Annotated in this window: 20 protein-coding genes; 10 read left to right on the top strand and 10 right to left on the bottom strand. The window is 70.6% G+C overall.

Going from position 1 to position 19,644, the window contains the following annotated elements; all coding sequences use genetic code 11:
- Nucleotides 1-364: 364 nt before the first annotated feature.
- Together dapF and mtaB are read left to right on the top strand one after the other, a co-directional pair.
- On the top strand, nucleotides 365-1,252 hold the full coding sequence (gene dapF / locus QR78_RS01100; protein ID WP_048425635.1) for a diaminopimelate epimerase: 888 nt from the start codon (nucleotides 365-367) through the stop codon (nucleotides 1,250-1,252).
- Complete coding sequence (gene mtaB / locus QR78_RS01095) at nucleotides 1,249-2,481, top strand: tRNA (N(6)-L-threonylcarbamoyladenosine(37)-C(2))-methylthiotransferase MtaB (RefSeq protein ID WP_048425634.1); 1,233 nt, start codon at nucleotides 1,249-1,251, stop codon at nucleotides 2,479-2,481. Before dapF ends, mtaB begins: the two co-directional genes overlap by 4 nt.
- Before the next feature lie 36 nt (nucleotides 2,482-2,517).
- Here the strand turns inward: mtaB and eutC are convergent, their stop codons facing one another.
- From eutC to QR78_RS01080, 3 genes are all read right to left on the bottom strand, one after another.
- On the bottom strand, nucleotides 2,518-3,303 hold the full coding sequence (eutC, locus tag QR78_RS01090; protein WP_048425633.1) for an ethanolamine ammonia-lyase subunit EutC: 786 nt from the start codon (nucleotides 3,301-3,303) through the stop codon (nucleotides 2,518-2,520).
- Nucleotides 3,300-4,670, bottom strand: coding sequence for an ethanolamine ammonia-lyase subunit EutB (locus tag QR78_RS01085; RefSeq protein WP_048425632.1), 1,371 nt, complete (start codon nucleotides 4,668-4,670; stop codon nucleotides 3,300-3,302). The genes eutC and QR78_RS01085 overlap by 4 nt, the downstream gene beginning before the upstream one ends.
- 123 nt (nucleotides 4,671-4,793) lie before the next feature.
- Nucleotides 4,794-5,660 carry a transglutaminase-like domain-containing protein gene (locus QR78_RS01080; RefSeq protein ID WP_048425631.1) on the bottom strand — a complete coding sequence of 289 codons (867 nt, stop codon included), beginning with the start codon at nucleotides 5,658-5,660 and terminating at the stop codon, nucleotides 4,794-4,796.
- 171 nt (nucleotides 5,661-5,831) lie between these two features.
- On the opposite strand from QR78_RS01080, the gene QR78_RS01075 reads away from it, so the two are divergent.
- Nucleotides 5,832-6,050 carry a DUF6894 family protein gene (locus QR78_RS01075; RefSeq protein WP_048425630.1) on the top strand — a complete coding sequence of 73 codons (219 nt, stop codon included), beginning with the start codon at nucleotides 5,832-5,834 and terminating at the stop codon, nucleotides 6,048-6,050.
- A 556-nt stretch (nucleotides 6,051-6,606) separates the two neighbouring features.
- Here the strand turns inward: QR78_RS01075 and QR78_RS01070 are convergent.
- Entirely contained in the window at nucleotides 6,607-7,626 is a 1,020-nt protein-coding gene (locus QR78_RS01070; protein ID WP_082171874.1) for an SMP-30/gluconolactonase/LRE family protein, read from the bottom strand.
- Between the two features lie 145 nt (nucleotides 7,627-7,771).
- On the opposite strand from QR78_RS01070, the gene QR78_RS01065 reads away from it, so the two are divergent.
- A complete protein-coding gene (locus tag QR78_RS01065) occupies nucleotides 7,772-7,996 on the top strand; it encodes a hypothetical protein (RefSeq protein ID WP_048425629.1) in 225 nt (74 codons plus the stop codon).
- A gap of 3 nt (nucleotides 7,997-7,999) precedes the next feature.
- On the opposite strand, the gene QR78_RS01060 is transcribed toward QR78_RS01065, so the two are convergent.
- The 3 genes from QR78_RS01060 to QR78_RS01050 all read right to left on the bottom strand — a co-directional run bounded on the left by QR78_RS01060 (nucleotide 8,000) and on the right by QR78_RS01050 (nucleotide 9,800).
- Complete coding sequence (locus QR78_RS01060) at nucleotides 8,000-8,389, bottom strand: helix-turn-helix domain-containing protein (RefSeq protein ID WP_048425628.1); 390 nt, start codon at nucleotides 8,387-8,389, stop codon at nucleotides 8,000-8,002.
- On the bottom strand, nucleotides 8,371-8,640 hold the full coding sequence (locus QR78_RS01055; protein WP_048425627.1) for a BrnT family toxin: 270 nt from the start codon (nucleotides 8,638-8,640) through the stop codon (nucleotides 8,371-8,373). Before QR78_RS01055 ends, QR78_RS01060 begins: the two co-directional genes overlap by 19 nt.
- An 89-nt stretch (nucleotides 8,641-8,729) precedes the next feature.
- Nucleotides 8,730-9,800, bottom strand: a complete 1,071-nt coding sequence (locus QR78_RS01050) for a malate/lactate/ureidoglycolate dehydrogenase (protein ID WP_048425626.1) — start codon at nucleotides 9,798-9,800, stop codon at nucleotides 8,730-8,732.
- Between the two features lie 254 nt (nucleotides 9,801-10,054).
- Here QR78_RS01050 and QR78_RS01045 point away from each other — a divergent pair, with 254 nt between their 5' ends.
- The 6 genes from QR78_RS01045 to QR78_RS01020 all read left to right on the top strand — a co-directional run bounded on the left by QR78_RS01045 (nucleotide 10,055) and on the right by QR78_RS01020 (nucleotide 18,003).
- Nucleotides 10,055-11,215 carry an ABC transporter substrate-binding protein gene (locus QR78_RS01045; RefSeq protein ID WP_048425625.1) on the top strand — a complete coding sequence of 387 codons (1,161 nt, stop codon included), beginning with the start codon at nucleotides 10,055-10,057 and terminating at the stop codon, nucleotides 11,213-11,215.
- 108 nt (nucleotides 11,216-11,323) lie between these two features.
- Nucleotides 11,324-12,199, top strand: a complete 876-nt coding sequence (locus tag QR78_RS01040) for a branched-chain amino acid ABC transporter permease (protein ID WP_048425624.1) — start codon at nucleotides 11,324-11,326, stop codon at nucleotides 12,197-12,199.
- Nucleotides 12,196-14,025: a branched-chain amino acid ABC transporter ATP-binding protein/permease gene (locus QR78_RS01035; protein WP_082173721.1), complete on the top strand. Its 1,830-nt coding sequence runs from the start codon at nucleotides 12,196-12,198 to the stop codon at nucleotides 14,023-14,025. The genes QR78_RS01040 and QR78_RS01035 overlap by 4 nt, the downstream gene beginning before the upstream one ends.
- Before the next feature lie 13 nt (nucleotides 14,026-14,038).
- The gene (locus QR78_RS01030; protein WP_048425623.1) at nucleotides 14,039-14,782 is read left to right on the top strand and encodes an ABC transporter ATP-binding protein; all 744 of its coding nucleotides are present in this window, start codon (nucleotides 14,039-14,041) and stop codon (nucleotides 14,780-14,782) included.
- 284 nt (nucleotides 14,783-15,066) lie between these two features.
- Complete coding sequence (locus QR78_RS01025; RefSeq protein ID WP_048425622.1) at nucleotides 15,067-16,620, top strand: UxaA family hydrolase; 1,554 nt, start codon at nucleotides 15,067-15,069, stop codon at nucleotides 16,618-16,620.
- Nucleotides 16,621-16,704: 84 nt separating this feature from the next.
- Nucleotides 16,705-18,003: an MFS transporter gene (locus tag QR78_RS01020; protein ID WP_048425621.1), complete on the top strand. Its 1,299-nt coding sequence runs from the start codon at nucleotides 16,705-16,707 to the stop codon at nucleotides 18,001-18,003.
- 24 nt (nucleotides 18,004-18,027) lie between these two features.
- On the opposite strand, the gene QR78_RS01015 is transcribed toward QR78_RS01020, so the two are convergent.
- The 3 genes from QR78_RS01015 to QR78_RS34785 all read right to left on the bottom strand — a co-directional run bounded on the left by QR78_RS01015 (nucleotide 18,028) and on the right by QR78_RS34785 (nucleotide 19,269).
- Entirely contained in the window at nucleotides 18,028-18,750 is a 723-nt protein-coding gene (locus QR78_RS01015) for a class I SAM-dependent methyltransferase (protein ID WP_048425620.1), read from the bottom strand.
- Nucleotides 18,751-18,852: 102 nt separating this feature from the next.
- A complete protein-coding gene (locus QR78_RS35400) occupies nucleotides 18,853-18,990 on the bottom strand; it encodes a hypothetical protein (protein ID WP_165602036.1) in 138 nt (45 codons plus the stop codon).
- Between the two features lie 132 nt (nucleotides 18,991-19,122).
- Complete coding sequence (locus QR78_RS34785) at nucleotides 19,123-19,269, bottom strand: hypothetical protein (protein ID WP_158004003.1); 147 nt, start codon at nucleotides 19,267-19,269, stop codon at nucleotides 19,123-19,125.
- Between the last annotated feature and the right edge of the window lie 375 nt (nucleotides 19,270-19,644).

Below are 19,644 nucleotides of genomic sequence, written 5' to 3'. Positions count from 1 at the left end.
GCGGGAGCCGGGGCGGGCTGCTGGGCCAGAACGGAGGCCCCGCAGGCCAGGGACGCGGCGAGGCCGATCGCGATCGTCGGGAGGCGGGTCTTCATCACGGGCGGAACGCTCCGGGGTCTGGCGGGGCCGGTCTGGCCGGCTCTGGCACGGGCCGGCATCGCCGGCCCGGTCGAACGCGTCAAGCGCAAAGCCGTTGCGCCGTCATCGCGAGACCGTGAGCGCCATGGGTCCCGTCTTCCCATGGGTCCCGTCTTCCCATGTGCCCCGTCTCCCTCCTCGCCCCGCCCTCGTCTCGCCTGCGGGCCGGTTCTGGTCCATACAGCGACCGGCCCCCATCTCGTGCGTCCGTCGGAGAGCCCTGCCCGTGTCCCCCCTCGCCCATCGCCGCTTCCTCAAGATGAACGGGCTCGGCAACGAGATCGTGGTGCTGGACCTGCGCGGGAGCGACGTGCGGGTGCAGCCCGCCGAGGCCCGGGCGATCGCGGCCGATCCGGCCTCGCGCTTCGACCAGATGATGGTGCTGCACGACCCCGTCACCCCGGGCACCGACGCCTTCGTCCGGATCTACAATACCGACGGTTCGGAGGCCGGCGCCTGCGGCAACGGCACCCGCTGCGTCGCCTGGGCGATGCTGGACGATCCCGCGATGGCGCGCCCGCCTTTGGGGGAGAACCTGGTTCTCGAGACCCGGCCCGGCCTCCTCGCGGTCGTGCGGGTGTCGCCGGTGGACTTCACCGTCGACATGGGGCGGCCGCGCCTGAAGTGGGACGAGATCCCCCTCGCCGAACCCTTTCCCGATACCCGCCGCATCGAGCTGCAGGTCGGGCCGATCGACGATCCGGTGCTGCACTCGCCGGGGGCGGTCAGCATGGGCAATCCGCACGCGGTGTTCTTCGTCGCGCGCGACCCCGAGACCTACGACCTCGCCCGGGTCGGCCCGCTGCTCGAATGCCACCCGATCTTCCCGGACCGGGCCAACATCTCGCTCGCCCAGGTCCTCGACCGCGGCCATCTCCGCCTGAAGGTCTGGGAGCGCGGCGCCGGCCTGACCCGGGCCTGCGGCACCGCGGCCTGCGCCGCCCTCGTCGCCGCCGCGCGCCTGCGCCTCACCGACCGCGAGGCCACCGTCACCCTGCCGGGCGGCTCCTTACGTATCGTCTGGGGCGAGGACGACCACGTCCGCATGACCGGCCCGACCGAGCTGGAGCACGAGGGCACCTTCGCTCCCTCGCTGTTCGAGGCCGCCGCGTGAGCGTGGAGGTCCTGAGCTTCGGCTGCCGCCTCAACGCCGCCGAATCGGAGGCGATGCGCCGGCAGGCGGAAGGCGCGGGCCGCACCGGTCTCCTCCTCGTCAACACCTGCGCGGTCACGACCGAGGCCGGTCGCCAGGCCCGCAAGGCGATCCGGGCGGCGGCGCGGGCGAACCCCGACGCCCGGGTGGTGGTGACGGGCTGCGGCGCCCAGGTCGAGACCGACGCCTACGCCGCGATGCCGGAGGTGGCCGAGATCGTCGGCAACCGCCGCAAGCTCGACCCGGCGACCTGGGCCCGATCGTCGTCCGAGCGGGTGCGGATCGACGACGTGATGGCGCCGGGCGCCGACCCGCTGACGGACGCGACGCCGATGCGGGCGCGCACCCGGGCCTTCCTGCCGGTGCAGAACGGCTGCGACCACCGCTGCACCTTCTGCGTCATCCCGTTCGGGCGCGGCAACTCGCGCTCGGTGCCCGTGCCGATCGTCGTGGGGCAGGTCCGTGCGCTCGTGGCGGGGGGCACCCGCGAGGTGGTGCTGACCGGCGTCGACCTCACGGCGTACGGCCGCGACCTCGGCGAGGTCACCCTCGGCGCCCTGGTGCGGGCGATCCTGCGCGGGGTGCCCGACCTCGACCGCCTGCGCCTGTCCTCGATCGATTCCGTCGAGGCCGATCCCGAGCTGGTGGCGGCCTTCGCCGAGGAGGCGCGGCTGATGCCGCATCTCCATCTCTCGCTCCAGGCCGGCGACGACCTGATCCTGAAGCGCATGAAGCGCCGTCACGGCCGGGACGACGCCATCCGGTTCTGCGCCGAGATTCGGGCTCTTCGCCCCGACGCGGTGTTCGGCGCCGACCTGATCGCCGGCTTCCCGACCGAGACCGAGGCGCAGTTCGCCCGCTCCCTCGACCTCGTCGCGGAATGCGACCTCGCCCAGCTCCACGTCTTCCCCTACTCGCCCCGCCCCGGCACCCCGGCCGCGCGGATGCCGCAGGTCGCCCCGGCGGCGATCAAGGAACGCGCCGCCCGCCTGCGCGAGGCCGGCGCCGCCGCCTTCGCCCGGCGCCTCGACCGCGAGATCGGCGAGACCCGCCGGGTCCTGGCCGAGCGCGGTGGCACGGGGCGCACCGAGGGTTTCCTGCCGGTGCGGCTGCCGGAGGGGGTCGAGGCCGGGGCGCTGATCGCCCTGCGGATCGCCGGGCATGACGGACAGGTGCTGCGGGCGGAGTGAGGCGGGAATCGGCGCCGGGCCTCACGGCACACCGCCTCACTGCCCCAGGGCCTGCCGCTCCGCCGGTCCCTCGATCAGCCGGTCGCTCTCGTCCTTGAGCGATACCCCGGTCAGTTCCCGGGTCAGCGCCCGGTCGATCAGCCAGGACAGCTTGAACGCCGCGAGGTCCGGCCTGAGCCCGGCCGCGCGCACGTTCGACAGGCAGTTGCGCTCGGCATCGGTGCGGCCGGGGCGCGGGCCGAAGGTGAGGTAGACGCCGAGGCTGTCGGGCGAGGACAGGCCGGGCCGCTCGCCGATCAGCACCGCGACGGCGCGGGCCTCGAGCCGCGCCCCCACCGCGTCGCCGAGCGCCACCCGGGCCTGCGTGGCCACCACCACCGGGGCGAGGCTCAATCCTGCGCCAGCCAGGGCCGGCGCGAGCGCCGCCAGCAGCGGCACCGCTCCCTCGTGGACGGCGCGGGCCGAGAGGCCGTCCGCCACCACGAGGGCGAGGTCGACCGGATTTCTTGCCGCCGCCGCGAGCGCCGCCGCGGAGTCCTCGTCGAGGCGGCGCCCGAGATCGGGGCGGCGCAGGTAGGTCGCCCGGTCGGGCGCGGCCGAGGCTACGACCAGCGTCTCGAAGCCGAGCGCCGTGATCCCCTCCCGCACCGCCTCGACGTCGAGGGGGGTGTGGACCGCGTCGCGGGCCTGGGCATGGGCGAGGGAGAAGCGCAGCACCTCCCGGGTCGGCAGGCCGGAGCCGGCCCGGCCGAGCGCGATCCGGGCCGGGGTCAGGGCGGCGAGGCGCCGCCAGGCTCCCGCCGCCTCGTCCTCGCGGCTCACGCGGCGAGCCCTGCCAGCAGGGGCATGCCCCCGCCCGGCCGCAGCGCGCCGTCCGCGTCGGTCAGGCCCATCCGGACGAGCCAGGCGGCGAATTCCGGCGCCCGCTTCAGGCCCGTCACCTCGCGCAGGTAGAGCTGGTCGTGGAACGAGGTCGACTGGTAGTTCAGCATCACGTCGTCGGCGCCGGGAATGCCCATGATGTAGGTCACCCCGGCGGTGCCGAGCAGCGTCAGCAGCGTGTCCATGTCGTCCTGGTCGGCCTCGGCGTGGTTGGTGTAGCAGACGTCGACGCCGAGCGGCACGCCCATCAGCTTGCCGCAGAAATGGTCCTCCAGCCCGGCCCGGATGATCTCCTTGCCGTCGTAGAGGTATTCCGGTCCGATGAACCCCACCACCGTGTTGACGAGGAGCGGCCGGAAGGCGCGGGCGACCGCGTAGGCCCGGGCCTCCAGGGTCTGCTGGTCGATGCCGTGATGGGCATCGGCCGAGAGCGCCGAGCCCTGGCCGGTCTCGAAATACATCACGTTGTCGCCGACCGTGCCGCGCTCGAGGGCGAGGGCCGCCTCGTGCGCCTCCTTGAGCAGCGGCAGCGTGACCCCGAACGAGGCGTTGGCGGCCTGCGTGCCGGCGATCGACTGGAAGACGAGATCGACCGGAACGCCGCGGTTCATCGCCTCCAGCGTCGTGGTGACGTGGGTGAGCACGCAGGCCTGCGTCGGGATGGCGAAGCGCTCGATCGTCTCGGCGAGGAGGTGCAGCAGGCCGGCGAGCCCCTGCACCGAATCCGAGGCCGGGTTGATGCCGATGCAGGCATCGCCGCAGCCATAGGCCAATCCGTCGAGGATCGCCGCGGCGATGCCGGCGGGATCGTCGCTCGGGTGGTTGGGCTGGAGGCGCACCGCCATCGTGCCGGGGAGCCCGATCGTGTTGCGCAGGCGGGTGACCACCCGGGCCTTGCGGGCCACCAGGATCAGGTCCTGGTTGCGCATGATCTTCGACACCGCGGCGGCGATCTCCGGCGTCACCCCGGGGGCGATCGCCGCCAGGGTCTCGGGCGGGGCGGTGAGCAGGAATTCTCGGAAATCGCCGACGGTCAGATGGCCGATGCGCCCGAAGGCGGCGGCGTCGTGGGTGTCGAGGATCAGCCTTGTGACGTCGTCGGCCTCGTAGGGGATCAGCGGCCGGGCCAGGATCTCGGCGAGCGGCACCTCCGCGAGGCACCAGCGCGCCGCGACGCCCTCCGCGGCGCTCTCCGCCGCGAGGCCCGCGAGCCGGTCGCCGGAGCGCGGCGGGCTCGCCTTCGCCATCAGCTCGGCGAGGTCGGCAAAGACGAAGGTCCGGGGTCCGACGACGTGGCGGTAGCTCATGCGGGGCCTCCCGGGCGGAACCTAAGCAGATTTCGCCGAAGTGGACACCGGTTCGGCGGCAAAAATCTGCGACACGACAAGAACCTGAGCGGGCGAAGCGTTGGCTTGCCAACGCAAGTCTGCTTAGCGCAGGCCGCCCCCGGCGTCAGGACCCTCCTCCGCGGTCGAGATCGCCGCGGTCGTGCGCTCGCCCCTCTCCGGCGTCCCGTCGGCCCGGTCGATGCGGATCTCCATGCCGGTCGGTTTCATCTCGCCGAAGGGCGTCGAGAAGGCGATCTCGGCCGCGTCGCGCCCGACGCCGATCCGCACCAGCCCGTCGAGGTTGGCCTGCCGCGTGGCGTCGAACAGCCACCAGCGCCCGTCGAGATAGGCCTCGAACACCGCGTGGAAGTCGCACGGCACCAGGCCGTAGGCGTAGCAGCTGACGAAGCGGGCCGGGATGCCGAGGGCCCGGCAGAACGCGGCGCCGAGATGCGCGAAATCGCGGCACACCCCTGCCCGCTTCAGAAGCGTCTCGTCGGCGGTGGTCTCCTCGTCGCTGGCGCCGCGGACATAGGCGATGTGGTCGTGGATCCAGTTGCAGATCCGGCTCACCCGCTCGAAGCCGGGAGGGGCGTCGCCGAACTCGGCCTGGGCGAAGGGCGCGAGCCGGTCGGAGGAGACGAAGCGGCTCGGCAGCAGGTAGGGCAGGATGGCGAGCGGCAGGTCCTTCACCGGCGTCTCGCCGATGCCGGACGGATCGGCCCGATGGGGCTCGAGCGTCACGGCGGCCTCGTAGTCGAGGCTGAAGCGGCCGGGCGGCACCGTGACGGCGACGTAGCGGTTGCCGGTCTCCGGTGCCTCGTGCCGGCGCAGGGGAAGGTCCGGCGAGAGACGCAGCGTCTCCGAGAGGGCGCGGTGGCGCACCTGCCGTGCGACCTCCAGGTTGAAGATGAAAGCCGTCTCCGTCTCGACCTCGTAGGAGAGACGACAACCTAAAGTATAGCGCACGGCTTGAGCCCCTTCCCGCTGGCGGTATAGGGTCTCGCAAGAGCCGCGCCGATTCGGCCGGGCTGGGCGCCGCCTCGAATCGGCCCGATCTTTGCAGGCCAAGGCTTAGCCTGCGTTAAGGCCGATTGTCGTGGGGCCCGGCAAGACCGGGGCGAGCAGGGAGGACATGCCGTGCACCGCTACTTCTTCGACCTCGAAGCCGGAACCTGGGACGCCCGCGACACGATCGGGGTCGTCCTCACCGATGCCGGTGCCGCCCATGCCGAGGCCGTCCAGGCCCTGCGCTCCTGCTCCCTCGACCCGGCCCGGTCCGCCGGGGCGGCCCTGGCCATGAACGTCCGCGACGAGACCGGGCGGACGCTCTTCCGGGTGTCGCTGGCGCCGCAGTGAGCCGCTACGGTCGTGGATGACGGCGACGCCGTCGTTCATCGATCGGTCCCGGCCTCGTGCCTCGCTTGCCCCGAGGGATCCGCGATCGCCACGTGGCTGGCGGTCATGGATGCCAGGACTGGGGAGATGCGGAATCCGCATTGATCTATGGCTCTACGGCACCCGCGGCCAGACCGCGGAATCGGTGATCCGAGGGATCGCGCCGACGCATCGACCGGGCGATACCGCGCTCATCACCGCCTGAGAGCATCGGCGATCCGTCCTCGCGACCGTCGGCCTCGGCCTCGCCCCGGGACCTGCCGATCCGGGGCCATTCCAAACCCCGCCGCGGACGGCCCCTCGGACGAGAGGCCGACGGTCGCGTTCCGGCGCCCGGGTGCCGGTGCGTGCCGTCCACGCCGTCAGGCCAGGGAACGCCGCGCGGCGGCGGTGCTTTCGGTGCCGTTGCGAGACTGGAAGCGCCCCGCCGGTTCCGACTCGAGGTCCCGGGCCCTTCTGCGGTCGCATCCTGGGCCCGGAAAAGAAGGCGTGGCCTAACGAGGAGGCATCCGCTTCCTCACGGCACCATCGCCCCTTGCGTCTCCACATACACCGCGTAGATCGACGTGCTCGCCGCCATGAACAGCCGGTTCTTCTTCGGCCCGCCGAAGCAGAGATTGGCGCAGGTCTCCGGCAGGTGGATCTTGCCGATCAGGTCGCCGGACGGCGTGTAGCAGCGCACTCCGTCCTCCTTCGGGTCGGCCCAGCCCATCGAGCACCAGACGTTCCCGTCGACATCGGTGCGCACCCCGTCGGTGAAGCCCGGCGAAAACCCTTCGGCGAAGACCCGGTCGCCGGTGAGACGGTCGCCCTCGACGTTGAAGGCGCGGATGTTGGCCCGGCCGCCATGGGTGGCGCCGGAATCGACGACGTAGAGGATCTTTTCGTCGGGGGAGAAGGCGAGCCCGTTCGGACGGTCGATGCCCTCGGCCGCCACCTTGGCCTGGCCGGACGACGGATCGAGGCGGTAGACCCGGGTCGGGAGTTCCGCCTTGTCCTTGTGGCCCTCGTAGAACCCATCGATGCCGTAGCCCGGATCGGTGAACCAGATCGCGTTGTCGGCGGCCACCACCACGTCGTTGGGGGCGTTGAGCGGCTTGCCGTCGAATTTGTCGATCAGCACCGTGATCGTGCCGTCGGGCTCGGTGCGGGTGACCCGCCTGGTGTCGTGCTCGCAGGTGATGAGCCGGCCCTGCCGGTCGCGGGTGTTGCCGTTCGAGTAGTTCGCATTCGCCCGGTAGACGCTGACATGGCCGTTCTCGAGCCAGCGCATGATCCGGTTGTTGGGAATGTCGCTCCACAGGAGGTAGCCGCCGTCCCGGAAGTAGACCGGGCCTTCGGCCCAGCGGAAGCCGGTGGCGATGCGCTCGATGGCGGCGTTGCCGACCTTGTAGCGGAAGCGCTTGTCCAGGGCCTCGACCCGCGGGTCGGGATAGCGGGTGCCCGGCAGGTCGCCGAGGGGCAGCCTTTCGGCCCGTGCCGCGACCGTGGATGCGGTCAGGGCGGCGGCGCCCGCGAGGACGTCACGTCGGTTCATCACTCGTCTCCTCCCGTCCGGTCTTCGTGCCGGACGGGGGGATTGTAGGGGAGCGGCGCGCGGTGTCTCGTGGTTTTCCAGTCGATGAGGCGATGGTGCCGTGGCGGGGAGCGCTCGGTAAGGTCGCGAGTGGGGAGGCGGCGCAATGGCTCGCACCGTGACTAAAATGAACGAGGACCAGCATGTCTGCTCGCGGTCGGTGCGTCATCATGACAAGATCGAATCCAGAAGCTGCCAGCAGGTTGGCCAGAATATCCCTTCCGATCACCCTGACAATCTCTCTGCCATCCTCAGCGTGATCGACAGCATGCCAGACAACATGCTGTGCGATCTTCATGACGGCCTCCCGCAAGAGCGAGACGATCTGTAAAACTTACCGCGATAGCGGTGACTTGGCTGCCTCGTCGACATCATCCGGCACGACGCCGGTGCCGAGCGCCGCGAAGGCAGCCTCCGGCTCTCGCGCCACGACGGTTAGCAGGGCGCGGGCCGGGGCGTCCGGCACGGTGCGGCCCTGTTCCCAATTGCGGATCGTCGCCAAAGGAATGTGGAGCGCCTCCGCAAATTCTCGCTGCGTCAGGCCGAGTCGAACCCGCACGTCCCGCGGACCCGGCACGACCCGCACCGCTTTCGGCTCGAACTCGGGGTCAAAGCCATCCTCCTCCTGATAGGCCCGGATATCCTCTTCGGTCGTTGCATCCAATTTGGCTTCGTCGACTTGAGGGCGGTGCAGAAGCGCCTGGCTCAGACTGAATTTCGCCATCGGGTACGCTCCTTCCTGTTCGAGGGCCAGGCGGTGATGATCCAGCGCACCGGCCCTCGATCCGTGTAGACGACGGTGTAGAACCTGCCTCCGACCTCACCGACCGCAATCATGCGAGGTTCGCCGTAGGCTTGGCGCAGGTCCTGCCACTCGACGATCCGGCCGAGAAAGATGCCGACGGCATCCTCGAAGCCGAAGCCGCGCTCCGCGCGCACCTTCTCGTTCTTCTCGTCATGCCAGTCGAAATCCATGTGAAACGGTACGCTTACAACGTACTCATCGCAAGGTGGCCAGGCCTGGAGGATCTGCGGACTGTCCTCCGTAGAAGCCCGCCTTCAGCTCACCCCCGATACGCCTCCCCATCCAATCCAAACGACCGCCCCGCCGCCAGCAGCGTCTCCCAGACCGGATCCGGCAACGGCACGCCCTCGGCTAGGCGCGCGGCCCGGGTGCGCCGCTCCGGCTCGCCCGGCAGCATCACCTCGCCGCCCGGCACCGGCCGTGCGCCCTTGAAGAAGTCGAGATAGGCGCGGGTCTCGCGCACCATCGCATCCTCGGAGCCGAAGGCCTCCGGCGTCATGTAGAGCGACAGCATGCCGTTGCAGAACCGCCGCGGCCCCGGCCCCGCGGTACCCGATCCCGTGAGCGCGCCGGCGAGCAGCTCACACATCAGCGCCAGCCCCGAGCCCTTGTGCTCGCCGAAGGCCCGGATCGCGCCGGCGCCCTTGAGGTTGTCGCGCTCCGGACCGTCGAGGGGACCGTAGAGCGTCGCGGGGTCGGCCGAGAGGCGCCCGTCCGGCTCGATCAGCACGCCCTCGGGCAGCGCCTTGCCGCCCTGCGAGGCGACCAGCACCTTGCCCTCGGCCACCGCCGAGGTGGCGAAGTCGAGGATTACCGGCTCGGCGCCCTGGACCGGAAACCCCGCCGCGAAGGGCGCGGTCGAGAAGCGCCGGTCGACCGAGCCGAACGGTGCGACGAGCAAGCTGCCCGCCACGTTGACGAAATGCACCGAGACGAGGCCGGCGGCGGCCGCCTGCTCGGCCCATTCGCCGATGCGGCCGAGATGGCCGGCATGGCGCAAAGCCACGATGGCGACGCCGTTCTCCCGCGCCTTGCGGATGCCGAGTTCGGTCGCGAACGGGCCGGCGGTCTGGCCGAAGCCGTAATGCGCGTCGACCAGCGCGAAGGCCGGGCCGTCGGTCACCACCTCGGGGGTCTTGTCGGCCTCGACCTCACCCTCCTGCAACCAGGCGACGTAGCGCGGGACCCGGATGACGCCGTGGCTGTCGTGCCCGGTCAGGTTGGCGGCGACGAGATAGCGGCCGATCCGCTCGGCCTCGGCTTCCGAGCAGCCCGCGCGGGAAAAGATGTCCCGGACATAGGCGGTCAGGCCGCTGGCTGAGATCTGCATGAAAGAATCCTCCCGGTTTCTTGGTTTGGGTTTCTTTGTTCCGGCGGCCGGTTGGGATGGCCGCGCATTCTGGCGCGCCGGAGAATGGCCGCGCCGGCGCCCGCGGTCGAGGGCGTCCGGTGCAGATCTGCCCGGGCATTTTTAATCCGGGCGGACGGGCGGAGGGGATGGACATGGCAGCGCTGCCGGTGTCTCATCCGCTCCAAGGCCGGGCCTCGAAGCATCGGCCATTTTCCCACGGGAGGAACATGCCGATGAGGACGACGCGCCGCGTTTTCCTGAAGAGTGCGGCCACGGTCGCGGCTGCCGGCGTCGTCGCGCCGTCGATCATCCGGCCCGCCAGCGCCCAGGGCGGCACGGTGCGGATCGGCATGGTGCTGCCGGTCACCGGGCCCGGCGCCGATGCCGGCCGCTTCGCGCTCAACGGCGCCAAGATCGCGCTGGAAGCGGTCAACAAGGCCGGCGGCGTGCTCGGCAAGCCGCTGGAGCTCGTCACCGAGGACGACCAGACCACCAATCCGGGCGCCGTGCTGGCCTTCTCGAAGCTCGCTTCGCAACCCGATCTCGTGGCGTTCCTCGGCTCGATCCGCTCGACCCAGAACCACGCCATGGCGCCGGACATCCTGAAGACCGGCAAGCCCGTCGCCTTCGGCGGCACCGACCCGGTGCTGACCCAGCTCGGCAATCCCTGGCTGTTCCGCTTCCGGCCGAACGACAGCTTCTCGGCCCGGGTGATCGCCGAATACGGCGTGACGACGCTCGCCAAGAAGAAGTGGGCGATCATCCACTCGACCGACGCCTTCGGCACCAGCGGCGCCAAGGCGCTGACGGAAGCGCTCGGCAAAGCCGGCGCGACGGTGGCGCTGGACCAGGGCTACACCAACCAGAGCCAGGACTTCACGCCGGTGGTTCTGGCGATCCGCCAGTCCGGCGCCGACGTGATCGGCTCCTACTTCACCTTCGAGAACGACCTCGGCATCTTCGCCCGGCAATTGCGCCAGCTCGGCGTGCAGGCGCCCTGGGTCGGCTCGGCCTCGATCGTCAACGTCACGGCGCTCAAGCTCGCCGGCCCCTCGCTCTACAACACCTACGGGGTGGCCGATTACGCCGAGGAATCGAGCGACGCGGCGCGCAACTTCGGCAAGGCCTACCGGGCGGTGATGAAACTCGCCCCGGACAACCAATCGTCCTGGACCTTCGACGCCGTGACGGTGCTGGCCAAGGCCATCAACGCCGCCGGCAAGACCGACCCGAAGGCGATCCGCGAGGCGATTCTCGCCATCCGCGGTCACGAAGGCGCCGAGGGCACCTACAACTTCGACCACAACGGCGACGGCCTGCACGGCTACAACGTGGTGCGCAACGACAAGGGCAACATCGTCTTCGACAAGCGCATCGACTTCTACAAGGCCTGACCTTCGGAAGACCCCGAGCGGGACGGCGATGCGCCGTCCCGACGCCGTCTCGGCCGCGGCGCCACGCGCGGCGGCACGACCCTTCTCATCCGATCGGGGCGGGCCCGCATGGACCTCATCCTCCAGCTTCTGTTTACGGGAATCGGCATCGGCGCCGTCTACGCGCTCGTCGCGCTCGGCTTCGTGCTGATCTTCCGCGCCACCAACGTGGTGAACTTCGCGCAGGGCGAGTTCTCGATGGTGGCCGCCTTCCTGATGGTGGTCTTCGCCGTCGACCTGCAATGGCCGTACTGGCTGTCCTTCCTGCTCGCCATCGGCGGCATGGCGGCGCTCGGCGCCCTGTTCAATCTCGGCGTCTATTATCCCCTGCGCCACCGCACCTACCTGCCGGTGATCATCTCGACCATCGGCGCCTCGATCTTCCTCGCCAACACCACGCTCGCCCTCTACGGGCCGCAGCCGCAGGTGCTGCCGCCGGTCTTCGAGACGCAAGGCTTCCTGGTCGGCCCGGTCTTCCTCGACACCCAGTACCTGCTGATCATCGCGGTCACCGCGGTGCTGGTGGCGTTCCAGTACTGGTTCTTCGAGCACACCCTGATCGGCAAAAAGCTCCAGGCGACCTCGCAGGACAAGGAGATGGCGGCTTTGCTCGGCATACCCGTCGCCGGGATGATCATGCTGACCTTCGTGTACAGCGCGGTTCTGGGGGGCATCGCCGGCATCCTGGTGGCACCCGTCCTGTTCGTGTCGATCCAGATGGGCGCCACCATCGCGCTCAAGGCCTTCGCCGCCACCATCATCGGCGGCTTCGGCGACGTGACCGGCGCGATCATCGGTGGGCTGGCTCTCGGCATCATCGAGACCTTCGGCGCCGCCTACATCTCGGTGCCCTACAAGGACGCCTTCGCGTTCATCGTCCTCGTCGCCTTCCTGGCCTTCCGCCCGCAGGGCATCTTCGGCGAACGCATCGCGGAGAAAGCATGACCGGCTCCCCTCGCCCCGTCGCGGCGGACCCGGTGTCCGACGCTCCCGCCCGCCGCTTCCCCCTCGGCACCCTCGCCTATCTGGGCCTGGTCGCGGTCGCGGTGTTCCTCGCCGCCACGACGCCGTTCAGCGGCTACGTGCTCAACATCCTGATGCAGGCCGCGACCTACGCCATCGCGGTCATCGGGCTCACCGTCGTGCTGGGTCTCTGCGGGCAGATCAACCTCGCCCAGGCCGCCTTCTTCGGCATCGGCGCCTACGCGGTCGGCCTCGGCACCGTCGATCTCGGGATCAGCTTCTGGCTCTGCCTGCCGATCGGCCTCGTGCTGGCGCTGATCCTCGGCGCGGTGCTGGGGGCCTCGACGCTGCGCCTCGGCGGCCACTACCTCGCCATGGTGACGATCTCGTTCCAGCAGATCCTGACGCTGATCATGATCAACTGGATCCCGGTCACCCACGGGCCGGACGGGGTGCCGAACATCAAGCGCCCCGGCCTGTTCACCGACGGCCAGAGCTATCTCGCGCTCTGCGTCGTCGTGCTGGCGGCGGTCGCCTACGCGGTGTGGCGGATGCCCAAGACCCGGCTGGGCCGGGCCATGCGGGCGGTGCGCGACAACGAGCTGGCAGCCGGCGTCACCGGCATCGACATCTACCGCACCAAGGTGGCGGCCTTCGCCATCGGGGCGCTGCTGGCGGGGCTCGGCGGCGGGCTGTTTGCCGGCAGCTTCACCTATATCAGCCCGGACCAGTTCTCCTTCGCCGAGTCGGTGGTGTTCCTCACCATGGCGCTGCTTGGCGGCGTCGGCTCGCCGGTCGGCGCGGTGATCGGCACCGGGCTCCTGATCCTGATCCCGGAATGGCTGCGGTTCCTGAAGGAGATCCCGGGCCTGTACCTGGCGATCTACGGGCTCGCCGTCATCCTGATCGTGGTGTTCATGCCGGAGGGCATCTGGGGCTTCCTGGGCGATCAGGTGAAGCGCCTGCGGCCGAGGAAACCCGCCGCCCCCCGGGCGCAGGAGCTGACGCTGACGCAGGCCGCGGCCTCCGCCGCCCCGGTGCTCCAGGTCGAGGGATTGTCCAAGCATTTCGGCGGCCTGAAGGCCGTGGACGAGGTGAGCTTCACGGTGGCCCGCGGCGGCATCCACGCGCTCATCGGCCCGAACGGATCGGGCAAGACCACGACGCTCAACGTGCTGTCGGGCCTCTACACCCCGACCGGCGGAAGGGTGCGGCTCGACGGGCAGGACATCACCCGCTTCGCGCCGCACCGGCGGGCGGCCGCGGGCCTCGGGCGGACGTTCCAGAACATCCGCCTGTTCCGCTCGATGAGCGCGCTCGAGAACGTGGTGATCGGCGCCGAGCGGCCGGGCAACGGCATCGTCGCCCAGGACCGCGCCGCGCTGGAGGCGCGGGCGCGCGCCGCTCTCGCCTTCGTCGGCCTGGAGGCGCGGGCTGACGAGCCGATCTCGTCCTTCTCCTACGGCCACCAGCGCCTCGTCGAGATCGCCCGGGCGCTCGCCGGCAACCCGGTGCTGCTCCTCCTCGACGAGCCGGCGGCGGGCCTCAACTCGACCGAGAAGAACGCGCTCACCGTGTTGCTGCGCCGGATGGCCGCCAAGGGCCTGACCATCCTTATCATCGACCACGACATGACGCTGGTGAGCGACGTGGCGAGCCACATCACAGTGCTGAATTTCGGCCGGCGCATCGCCGACGGGGTGACGGCCACGGTGCTGCGCGAGCCGGCGGTGATCGAGGCCTATCTCGGCCAGGAGAGCACCGAGGGGCCGGCGATCGGCCTCAAGACCGACCTCGCGACGGCTTGAGCAGGAGAGATCGATGGCACTCCTGGAAATCCGCGACCTGACCGTGCGCTACGGCGAGATCGAGGCCGTGCGCGGCATCTCGTTCTCGGTCGAGGCCGGCGAGGTCGTGACGCTGCTCGGCTCCAACGGCGCCGGCAAGTCGACGACGCTCAAGACCATCTCGGGGCTGGTGAAGCCGGCCGGCGGCGAGGTGCTGTTCGAGGGCCAGTCGCTGCTGGGCCTGAAGCCCGAGGAGATCGTGCGCCGCGGCGTGGCGCACGTGCCGGAGGGGCGCCGGGTCTTCCCGGGCCTCACGGTCCGCGAAAACATCATGCTCGGCGCCTCCAACCGGAAGGGTCTGAACACCCGCCAGATCAGGGACGAGGCGGAGGGCATGTTCGAGCTCTTCCCCGACATCCGCCGCTTCGGCGACGCGCTCGGCTGGACGCTCTCGGGCGGCCAGCTCCAGATGGTGGCGCTGGCCCGCGGGCTGATGGCGAAACCCCGCATCCTGCTCCTCGACGAGCCGTCGCTGGGCCTCGCCCCGGTGATCGTCCAGGCGGTGTTTTCCATCATCGCCGAGGTGCGCCGACGCGGCACCACCGTGCTCCTCGTCGAGCAGAACGCCCGCATGGGCCTCTCGGTCGCCGATCGCGGCTACGTGCTGGAGACCGGGCAACTGGTGCTCAGCGGCGCGCCGCAGGACCTGTGGGCCAACGACGACATCCGGGCGGCGTATCTCGGTGGGCGGGCCAAGGCGGAGGCCCTGGCGCATTGAACCTGCTCAGTGGACAGGAAGTGGCGCGGGTCCCCCCTCTCCCGAGTGGGAGAGGGGCCGGGGGTGAGGGTGACACGCCTCAGTGTAAATCGCTGAGCATGGTGCTGGTAGCGGGACGGTCGGAGCCTGCCTCAGGACCGTAACACCCTGCGCGATCTTCGATCGCCCCTACCCCTCTCCCACACGGGAGAGGGGATCCCGCGTTCCATGACACGCGAAACGCAGAATGGCCCGACGGACCGCACGGCCGTATGGTGCCCCTTCAGACTCACAAGGTCCCATCCATGTCCGCCCCCACCCCGCTCCACCCCACCAACCCCCGCATCGTGCGCCTCAGCCACGAGGACAACGTCGTGGTGGCGGTGGATCCGATCGTGCCCGGCGCCGTCGTCGAGGGCGTGACCGCCTCCGCGCGGGTGCCGCGGGGCCACAAGTTCGCCGTGGTGGCGATTCCTGAGGGGGGGCCGATCCGCAAGTTCGGTCAGATCATCGGCTTTGCGAACCGGCCCATCGCCCCGGGCGAGTGGGTGCACGAGCACAATGTCGGCCTCGGCGAGGCCAAGGGCGACTTCGCCCGCGACTACCGCTTCTGCGAGGAAGCGCGTCCCGTCGCGATGGTGCCGGAGAACGAGCGCGCCACCTTCGAGGGCTACCGCCGGGCCGATGGCCGGGTTGGCACCCGCAACTATGTCGGCGTGCTCACCTCCGTGAACTGCTCGGCCACGGTGGCGCGCTTCATCGCGGAAGAGGCGCGCCGCTCCGGCCTCCTCGACGCATTCCCGGGCATCGACGGCATCATCCCGCTCACCCACGGCACCGGCTGCGGCTACGACATCCAGGGCGAGGGCGCCGACATCCTCAAGCGGACGCTGTGGGGCTACGCCGCCAACCCCAACATGGGCGGCGTGATCATGGTGGGCCTCGGCTGCGAGGGCCTCCAGATCGACCGCTGGAAGCGCGCCTACGGCATCGAGGAGAGCGAGACCTTCCGCAGCTTCACCATTCAGGACACCGGCGGCACGCGCCGCACCATCGAGGCCGGCGTGGCGGCGCTCCGCGAGATGCTGCCCGCCGTCGCGAAGGCCAAGCGCGAGACCGTGCCGGCCTCCGAATTGATGCTGGCGCTGCAATGCGGCGGGTCGGACGGCTATTCGGGCATCACCGCGAACCCGGCCCTGGGAGCGGCGGTCGACCGGCTGGTGGCCGAGGGCGGCACCGCGATCCTGTCCGAGACGCCGGAGATCTACGGCGCCGAGCACCTGCTGACGGCGCGCGCCGCGAGCCCCGAGATCGGCCACAAGCTCGTCGAGATGATCCACTGGTGGGAGGCCTACACCGCCCGCAACGGCGGCGAGATGAACAACAACCCCTCCCCCGGCAACAAGGCCGGTGGGCTGACCACCATCCTGGAGAAGTCGCTGGGGGCCACCGCCAAGGGCGGCTCGACCACGCTGACGGGCGTCTACCGCTACGCCGAGCCGGTGACCGCGAAGGGCTTCGTCTACATGGACACGCCCGGCTTCGATCCGGTGGCGGCCACCGGCCAGGTCGCGGGCGGCGCCAACGTGCTGTGCTTCACCACCGGCCGCGGCTCGGCCTATGGCTGCAAGCCGACCCCGTCGATCAAGCTCGCGACCAACAGCGAGATGTACCGGCGGATGCAGGACGACATGGACATCGATTGCGGCGACGTGCTCGACGGCACCTCGATCGAGGAGAAGGGCCGCCAGATCTTCGAGACCATCCTGCGGGTGGCGTCCGGCGAGCGTACCAAGTCGGAAGGGTTCGGCTACGGCGATGCCGAGTTCGTGCCCTGGCAGATCGGCGCGGTGATGTAGCGGCCGCGATATGGCGGCAGCGGCCGAACCGTTTTAAGGGGCGCTCCGGGGCACACCAACAAGAACGCCCCGGAGGACACCACGATGACACCGAACGGGGGCGGCGGGCACGATCTCACCCGCCGCCAATGGAAGATGACGCTGCTCGCAAGCCTCGGCGGCGGGCTCGAATACTACGATTTCATCGTCTACGGGATCTTCGCCAAGGATATCGCCGCGGCGTTCTTCCCGGCGACCGATCCGGTGGTGGCGCTCACGCTGTCGCTGGCGGTGTTCGCGGTCGGCTACCTCGCCCGGCCCCTCGGCGGGCTGGTGCTGAGCCATTTCGGCGACCGCTACGGCCGCAAGACGGTGTTCGTGGTCACCGTCTTCACCATGTCGGCCTGCACCCTCGCCATGGGTTTGGTGCCCTCCTACGCCGCCTGGGGCGTGTGGGCGACCCTGCTCCTCGTGACCTTGCGCTTCGTGCAGGGGCTCTGCATCGGCGGGGAACTCCCCGGCGCCATCACCTTCGTGGTCGAGACCGCCTCGCGCCGCCCGGGGCTCGCCTGCGGCATCGTCTTCTGCCTCGTCAACGGCGGCGTGCTGCTCGCGGCTCTGGTCAACCTCGCCCTGCAATCGGTCCTGCCGCCGGCCGTCATGGCCGAATCCGGCTGGCGCCTCGCCTTCCTGTTCGGCGGCGTGGTCGGGCTGGTGAGCTTCTGGCTGCGGCGCTCCCTGGAAGAGACGCCCGAGTTCCTGCGCCTCCAGCATCGCGCCGCCCGCAGCCCGGTCGGAGAGGTACTGCGCGACCATCGCGGCCGGGTGCTCGTCGGCGTCGGCATCGTGGCGCTCACGGCGGGCTTCAACGGCATCCTGTTCGCCCACATGCCGGCCTACCTGATCCAGGTGCTCAAATATCCCCCGAAGACCGTGGCGGTGGCGATGAACGTCGCGCTCTTCGCCATGTCGGCCTCGCTGCTCGCCGCCTCGTTCTTCGCCGACCGGGTGGCGCCGCGGCGCCTGATGCAGGCCTCTGCGCTGATCGTCCTGATCGGCGTGATTCCCGCCTACCAGGTCCTGGCGCGGGGCGATGCCAACCTGTTCCTGGTGCTGCCGCTCCTCACCATGGCGGTGGCCGGCGCCAACGGCAGTTTCGCCTACCTGCTGGCCGGGCTGTTTCCGACCCGGGTGCGGTTCAGCGGCGTCGCGCTCTCGCTCAATATCGGCTTCACGCTGCTCAGCGGCCTCGGGCCGCTCGCCGCCAACGCGCTGATCGGCGCCACCGGCTGGACGGCGGCGCCGGCCCTGATCATCGCCGGGTCGGCGCTGATCGGGCTTCTGGTCGCGAGCCGCCTCTCCGACCGGCCCGACACGCTCGCCGAGGCGGCGGTCTCCGGCTGACCCCGTCGATCCCGGGCGCGCCGTTCAGGCCGAGTCCGGGGATTTGCGGGCGAGCCAGGCGCCCCAGAACAGGCTCGAGAAGAACCGCAGGGGCGGCGCGAAGCCGCCCTCGCGCAGGAGATCGGCGACCGCCTCCTCCGACGGGGGCGGGTCCGCCCCCTGCAGGATCCTGGCGCGCTTGGCCTCGACCTCCGCGGGCCCGGCGCCCTGCTGGCGCCAGCGCTCGCCCCAGGCGGCGAGCAGCATCGGCTCGCTCGCATAGGCCCGGTAATTGCCCGCGAGGATCAGCGGCGCGCCGGGGCGCAGGCGCCGGGCGATGTCCCGCAGGATCGCCCGCTTGGCCGCGTCGCCGGGCAGATGATGGAGCACCCCGATCAGGGTCGCGGCGTCGAACGCGTCCCCGTCCGGCAGGTCGGCGACGGTCCCGCGCACCACCTCCGTCCGCGCCGCCAAGCCGGTCTCCGCCAGCCGGGCGACGGCGAGCGCCAGCATCGGCTCGGACGGATCGACCGCGACGAAGCGCCAGCCCGGCTCCAGGGCCGCCGCCGTGACGATCTCCGTCGCTCCGCCGCCGGCCCCCGCCACCAGGATCCGCGCCTCGCGGCCGGTGCCGAGGGCGGCCGCCAGCATGCAGGCGGAGAGTTCGTGGCAGGCCTCGTAGCCGGCGAGCGCGATGCGGCTCTGCTGCCGGTATTCCCCGGCGCGGGAGGCGTCGAATTTCTGGGCGGAGTCGGGCGCGGTGCTCACGGGCAGGCTCCGGTCGTGGCACGGGGCCGCAAGCTGGACCCGACCGGGACCGGTGCGCAAGGCGGCGCCCCCAATGAGCGCCGAGCCCGGTTGGCCGTAGCCTCAGCCCTCGGGATGCCGCTCGCGCCAGCGCGGGCCGGGGCCGCGCATGTAGTGCAGCTCGGGGCGGTAGGGGTCCATGAACTCCGCGACGAGATCCCGCCAGTGCTGGGCGAGGCGTCCGACGAAGGCCATCAGCATGGAACCGTCCTCCTGCGCGCGAGCGATTCGCTGTCGGTCCAGGCGAGGATCGTGCCGGCCGTTCGTTGCGAAACCCTTGACGGCGACGCTGGTCGGACGCTTTGGCGAGAGTGCGACGGCGGTGGGGAGGTCTCAGGGCAGGATTCCGGCGAGCTTCAGCCCGCCCGCGGCGATCACCGCCAGCACCACGCCCCAGAGATCGAGGGGCATCGCCGCCCACCAGGCGGTGCTCTCGGCCCGCTTCAGCGGCGCGTCCGGCGCCCGTGCGACGTCCTGCATGGCCTATCTCCCTTCGGTCGTGTGCGTCCTCCGGGCGTTCGTCTGATGCGACCGTCCCTGCCTCAATCTACAGCATGCTGCCGACGGGAATAGCGGACCGGATCGGAATTGGCCGGGGACCGGCGCTCAAAGAGGTGCCGCCCCTGAAGTTTGCCCATGCTCCGTGCAGACGGCGCTGGCTCGGGGCCGGCACGGGCGGTCCGGAATCCGCATCCTCGCGGTCTCGGACGGACCGATGGGGCCCATGCGCGGGGCACGCGCGCCGCACCGGCAACAAAAAAGGGAGGGCCCCTGGAGGCCCTCCCGATCGTTGCGTTCAGCGTCCGAGAAAAATGGAGGCCAGTCGCTGGAACAGACCCTGCGGCGGAGGCGGCG

It is taken from the genome of Methylobacterium indicum, assembly GCF_001043895.1.
Lineage (GTDB): Bacteria > Pseudomonadota > Alphaproteobacteria > Rhizobiales > Beijerinckiaceae > Methylobacterium > Methylobacterium indicum.
Note: the sequence above shows the minus strand (reverse complement) of the source record. Positions and strands in the feature narration are given on the sequence as shown.